This is a genomic window from Rikenella sp., from assembly GCF_056799795.1.
Genome location: NZ_JBQIQO010000015.1, coordinates 21,111 through 27,185 on the forward strand (window position 1 = coordinate 21,111; position 6,075 = coordinate 27,185).

Genomic DNA, 6,075 nt, shown 5'->3' on the forward strand with positions numbered 1-6,075 from the left:
ATATAATAGAGTGAATTAGTGGGTTTTCGAATCGGCCGTTCCGGGCGCCGGCGTCGCAGCGGGAGTTTCCCAGTGGAACGGTTGGAAATCGGAGTTCGGGTCGCGCCAGCTCGGTTTGCGCAGCGCGTAGATGATGAACGGCGTGGCCACCACGATCACCGCCCCGACGATCAGCACCCCGAACCACATGCCGTTGCTGATGCCCGAGATGGAGCCCGGCTTCACGAAGCTCAGCACGAAGGCCAGCAGCGAGCCGCAGAACCCGACACCGCCGACCAGCCACAGGAGCGCGTTGCCCTGGCGACCGATCCGGAACGGGCGTTGTTCCTTCGGCATCCGGTAGCGCAGCACGATGGCCGAGGCGAACATCAGCATGTACATGATGAGGTAGAGCAGGACCGTCAGCTGCGAGAGTATCTGGTAGAAGGACTGCACCGACGGCATGATGACGAACAGGAGCCCCAGCAGGGTCACCACCCCGCCCTGGATGTAGAGGATATTCTTCTGCACGCCCAGTTTGTTGGTCTTCTGGAAGAACGGCGGCAGGTAGCCCGAGCGTCCGACGGTGAAGATCCCTTTCGAAGGGCCGGCCACCCAGGTCAGCACGCCCGCCAGCACGCCGAAGGCCAGTGCCACGGCGATCACCGGGGTCGCCCACGTCAGGTGGAGGTATTTCAGGTAGCCGTCGAAGCCGACCAGCAGCGACTGGGTCAGGTTGATGTCCTTGGCGGGCACCACGAAGCCCAGGGCGAAGGTGCCGAGCACGAAGATCAGCACGGTAGCGGCGGCGCTGATAAAGATGGCTTTCGGATAGTTCCGGTCGGGATTCTTGACATCCATCACGTGGACGCCCATCATCTCCATCCCGGCATAGAAGAGGAAGATGCTGGAGGCGAGGACGAGGTTGTCGAATTTCGAGAGGTCGGGGAAGAAGCTCTGGCTCATGTCCATGTGGTTCTGTCCTCCGGTGGCGATGTAGATCACGCCGAAGACGATCAGCAGCCCGGCCGGAATGATGGTGCCGACCATGGCTCCGATTTTCGAGACCTTACCGACCCACCCCAAGCCTTTGAGCGAGATGAAGGTCGCGATCCAGTAGATGGCCAGCACGACGATCAGCGTATAGAGTTTGTTCGAGGCGAGGGTCATGTCGTGGACTTCGTTCATGCCGATAAAGGCGATGGAGACGGCTCCGAAGGTGAGCACGGTGGGGAACCAGATGGTGCTTTCGACCCACTGGAGGAAGATGGCGAGGAATCCGGCCCGGGTTCCCATGGCTTCGCCCACCCAGCGGAAGACGCCGCCCTGCTTGGAGGAGAACATGGCGGCCAGTTCGGCAGCCACGAGCGCCGTCGGGATCAGGAAGACGATGGCGGCGAAGAGGTAGTAAAACGCGGAACTGAGTCCGTAGGTGGCTTCGGCCGGAAGCCCCCGTAGGCTCACCACGGCGGCGATGTTCATGATGGCCAGCGTCATCACGCTGAGCTTGACCGCGGTGGATTTGGTAGAACTTGCCATGATCGGATAGGTTTTAGAGAATGAATAACTTGATTTTCGGTTCGATAATTCTTTCGTCGTAAATGGTGGTATCCGGGACGTTCGGTCGTTCGAAGCAGGCTTCGGCCGGTTTCTCGATGGGGGCCGGGGGAGCGAGCCTTCGGACGACGTGTTGTCGGTTCGCGACACAGTGTTGCAAAGAGCGTGCAATTTCGTTCCGTTTCGCGAGATTTTTTTAAGCCGAGATTTTAACTCGAAGAAAATCTGTTGTTTATATCTCTTTCGCTATGAGAGAGTCGCGCAGACATAGGGTTGGGCCGAGGCTGTCGTATTGGTTAAGGCCGCCGGCAGTTTGAGGATGCATCAGCATCCGTCTAAAGTTTTTCTGTTCTCTTTGTTCACAAAGAGAACAGTTCGAGGCAGGACAAAACTCGACCGCGCGCTCCTTTAGGCGGGGCGCGCGAATGGAGAACGGGAGTAGAGGCGGCCTTGGGGTAGAGGCTGCCCATTCCGAGTGCCGGGAGGCACCGCCCGCCCGGCGTAAGGGCAGTACCCTCCTGTAGGACAGACGCGCGCCCCGCCAAAAGAAGCGATTCAGCGATTTCGGCTCATTGCCGAATATAGATGAATCGCGCAAGGCGCGCGAACAAAGAACGACGTGTGAAAAAATTCGATCCGCTCGCGAAAACCCCGTCGCCCGCCCGCTTAAGAGGGCATATTCTGCCGGTTGGCTCTCGGCCAATCCGGCAAGAATTGCCACGGGCGACGTTTAGGAGTAGATACGCCCATCTTTCAAGTGCTGAGCGGCAGCGGCGGAGCGCAAGCGGAGCCGCAGTGAGGCGGACACGGGGCAGTGCTTGGGGCTGTGCTTTTGCGACCCTTTGGGGCGCGCAGTTCGCCGCCACCCCACGCGGCGGACTGCAACTTCGCGGAGCTCGTTGCTGCTCTCCGCTGGCGGCGACCCGCTTAAACCAAAAGCGAATAGCGCGATTCCGTGAGGAATCGCCGTCCTCGGCGAGAGCGACGCATCAGCGGCGCGTGGGGGGCGCGCCGAGGACGAATTTCTGAGAATGGAGTGGTGAATGGGAGCGAACAGTTGGTCTCGCTTTGAGCCGTTCTTTTGCGACCCGTAAAGGTCGCAGGCCTTGGGACAGTTAGGAAAGACATCGCCAAAAGGTGTAAAAGCTGTCAGCAAAATGCCCAGCGTCCCCGCCCCGGGCTTCCGCGACGCAGGCAATGACGGGCGATTGGGCGCTCTGACGTACGTCGGCTACGACGGGTACAGTTGGTCTTCCTCCTTTAGCGGGACTAGCGGCGTGTTCTTGGGCTTCTACACGCAGTACCTCAGTCCCAGCTACGTGAGCAGCCGTGGCCACGGTCTTCAGTTGCGTTGCCTCTCGGAATAAACGGGCAGGAGAGACCCCGCCCCGGGCTTCCGCCGCCATATTTCCGGCGCGTTGAACGGCGTCGGTAACTGCGGGTATAACTGGTCTTCCGCAATCAGCGGTACCAGCGGAGTCTGTCTGGACATCTATACGGCCGGTTCTAACCCCAGCAGCACACCCGGCCGGGCTATCGGTCTTCAGTTGCGTTGCCTCTCGGAATAAACAGGGACGCGAAACACTCGAAAGACGGCCGGATTTACCCTAAATACCAGACGCCTCTGCCCGACGGCTACCCCAAACAACCGGCCTTGCGGTCGACTTGTCAATTTAGCGCCAGCGTCGGGAAATTTCGCCTCCGTACCGGGGCCGAAAGAATAAAAGCCCTACATTTGCGTTTAGAAAGACACCATGCGTTTCACCCTCCAACATACCGATCCCAACTCCCGGGCCCGAGCCGGCATGCTCCGCACCGACCACGGCGAGATACCCACCCCGATTTTCATGCCCGTCGGCACCGTCGGCAGCGTCAAAGGCGTCTTCCACCGCGACCTCCGCGACGAAGTCCGCGCCCGGATCATCCTCGGAAACACCTACCACCTCTACCTGCGGCCCGGAACCGACACCTTATATAAAGCCGGCGGTCTGCATCGGTTCGCGGGGTGGGACGGCCCCATTCTGACCGACAGCGGCGGATTCCAGGTCTTCTCGCTCACCGGCATCCGGAAACTGACCGAAGAGGGGTGCCGCTTCCAGTCCCATATCGACGGCTCGCGGCATCTGTTTACGCCCGAGAACGTGATCGACACCCAGCGCCTGATCGGAGCCGATATCATGATGGCCTTCGACGAGTGTCCGCCGGGGACGGCGGAGTACGACTACGCCTCGAAATCGTGGGACCGGACGGCACGGTGGCTCGAACGCTGTTTTGCGCAATACGTCAAGACCGATTGCCCGTACGGCTACCACCAGTCCCTCTTTCCGATCGTGCAGGGATGCACCTATGCCGACCTGCGTCGGAAATCGGCCGAATTCGTCCGGCAGTTCGACGCCGACGGCTATGCCATCGGCGGGCTGGCGGTGGGGGAACCCGCGCCGGTGATGTACGAGATGATCGAGGTCGTGAACGAAATCCTCCCCTCCGACCGGCCGAGGTACCTGATGGGCGTGGGGACGCCGATCAATATTTTGGAGGCGATCGAACGGGGCGTGGACATGTTCGACTGCGTGATGCCGACGCGCAACGGGCGCAACGGGATGCTCTTCACCTCCGAAGGGATCATTAATATCCGTAACCAAAAGTGGGCGGAGGATTTCTCGCCCATCGATCCGATGGGGCACACCTTCGTGGATACGGCTTATACGAAGGCTTATCTGCGCCACCTGACCGTCGCCGGCGAGATGATGGCGGCGCAGATTGCGTCGCTGCACAATCTGGGCTTTTATCTGTGGCTCGTGGGCGAGGCGCGGCAGCGGATCGTGGCGGGCGATTTTGCCGCATGGAAGGCCGAAATGGTCGAAAAACTGGGCCGGAGGCTATGATACGACTACTCAAGAAACTCAAACTGCAGATCATCGACCGGTACATCATGCGCCGGTTTCTGGGGACATATCTCTTTGCCATCGGTCTGATCATCCTGATCGTCGTCATCTTCGACGCCGCCGAGAAAATCGACGACTTCCTGGAGGGACATGCCCCGGTGTCGGCCATTCTGCTCGACTACTACGTCAATTTCATCCCCTATTTCATCAACCAGTTCAGCGGACTCTTCACCTTCATCGCCGTCATCTTCTTCACCTCGAAGATGGCCTACGACACCGAAATCATCGCCATTCTGTCGAGCGGCGTCAGTTTTCGGCGGCTCATGTGGCCTTACTTCGTCTCGGCCCTGCTGATCACCGTTCTGAGCCTGAGCCTGAACCTCTTTCTGATTCCCGAGGCCAATGCCCGGCGGCTGGCTTTCGAGGCGAAGTACATGGGGAAACACAAATCGGCTTACGAACCCCACATCTACCGGCAGCTCGAACCCGGGACGTTCGTCTACATCCGGGGGTTTCAGGACAAGAGCAAAGTGGCCGAATACTTCGCCATCGAGAGTTACGACGGCGGGAATATCGTCAGCACGCTCGAAGCGCAGAACGTCCGGTTCGACACCTTGACGGGACGGTGGAAGGCTTCGAAATACTTCACGCGGCACTATGAGGGGGAGCGCGAAATACTGACGAAATACACCACGCCGTTGGACACGGCGATCAACCTGATCGCTGCCGAGCTGGGGCGGACGCAGAACCTCGTTCAGACGATGAACTCGGTGCGTTTGCGGCGTTTCATCCGCCAGCAGCAGGCCAAAGGGTCGGACATGGTGCCGATTTTCCAGATCGAGGCCTATTCGCGGTGGGCTTATCCGTTGTCAACGTTCGTGTTGACTTTGATCGGGGTGTCGCTCTCGTCGCGCAAAGTGCGTGGCGGGACGGGGCTGCATATCGGGGTGGGGATCACGCTCTGTTTCACCTATATCGTGTTGATGCGTTTTACGGGCGAGTTTGCCAAAGGGGGAATGCTGCCTCCGGTGATAGCCGTTTGGCTTCCGAACGTGATTTATGCCGCGATCGGGGTCTACCTTTACCGTCAGGCGCCGAAGTAGGCGGTTTTTCGTGGCCTGTTTTTTGATGGGGTTGGGGCTGCGGAACGAAGAACTGGATCGCCGTGCTGCGCGTTTTAGGGATTTGGGCCGTCGGCAGCTTTAGGATGCGTTAGCATCCGTCGAAAGGAGCGATTCAACTATTTCGGCGGTAGCCGAATTATAGATGAATCGCGCAAGGCGCGCGAACAGAGAATAGGGCGAAGTAAACAAGTAAGCGAAACGTAGTTTCGCTCCGTCCCGCCGGGGTCACCCGGACGCCGCCCGCGCAGGGCAGTTTCAGACGGGACAAAGCTCGACCGCGCGCGACCGCCGGAGTAGGAAATCATTCAAAGCGACTTGCGCTTTGGACAAGATTTCCCCAGGCGCGCGAACAAAGAACGGCGCGCGAACTCCGTCGCCCGCCTGCCTAAATGGGGATTTCGCTCGTTTTGCGTCAGCAAAATCGAGATGAAATCCCAGCGGGCGGCAAATGCGGCGGAGCGACAGCGGAGCCGCAGTGAGGCGTACACGGGGCAGTGCTTTTGCGGCTCGCAGAGCCGCGGGGGGGGGGG

5 protein-coding genes are annotated in these 6,075 nt (G+C 59.6%); 4 read left to right on the plus strand and 1 reads right to left on the minus strand.

Going from position 1 to position 6,075, the window contains the following annotated elements; genetic code table 11:
• Positions 1–15: 15 nt before the first annotated feature.
• Complete coding sequence (gene gadC / locus ACTO3O_RS05230; protein WP_297830360.1) at positions 16–1,518, minus strand: glutamine/gamma-aminobutyrate antiporter GadC; 1,503 nt, start codon at positions 1,516–1,518, stop codon at positions 16–18.
• A 1,175-nt stretch (positions 1,519–2,693) separates the two neighbouring features.
• Between gadC and ACTO3O_RS05235 the strand changes: the two genes are divergently transcribed.
• The 4 genes from ACTO3O_RS05235 (at position 2,694) to ACTO3O_RS05250 (ending at position 5,524) form a co-directional block, all read left to right on the plus strand.
• A complete protein-coding gene (locus ACTO3O_RS05235; protein ID WP_297830362.1) occupies positions 2,694–2,903 on the plus strand; it encodes a hypothetical protein in 210 nt (69 codons plus the stop codon).
• Positions 2,904–2,954: 51 nt separating this feature from the next.
• Positions 2,955–3,104 carry a hypothetical protein gene (locus ACTO3O_RS05240; protein ID WP_297830364.1) on the plus strand — a complete coding sequence of 50 codons (150 nt, stop codon included), beginning with the start codon at positions 2,955–2,957 and terminating at the stop codon, positions 3,102–3,104.
• A gap of 186 nt (positions 3,105–3,290) precedes the next feature.
• Positions 3,291–4,421, plus strand: coding sequence for a tRNA guanosine(34) transglycosylase Tgt (gene tgt, locus ACTO3O_RS05245; protein WP_297627734.1), 1,131 nt, complete (start codon positions 3,291–3,293; stop codon positions 4,419–4,421).
• The gene (locus ACTO3O_RS05250; protein ID WP_297830366.1) at positions 4,418–5,524 is read left to right on the plus strand and encodes an LptF/LptG family permease; all 1,107 of its coding nucleotides are present in this window, start codon (positions 4,418–4,420) and stop codon (positions 5,522–5,524) included. Before tgt ends, ACTO3O_RS05250 begins: the two co-directional genes overlap by 4 nt.
• Positions 5,525–6,075: the final 551 nt, after the last annotated feature.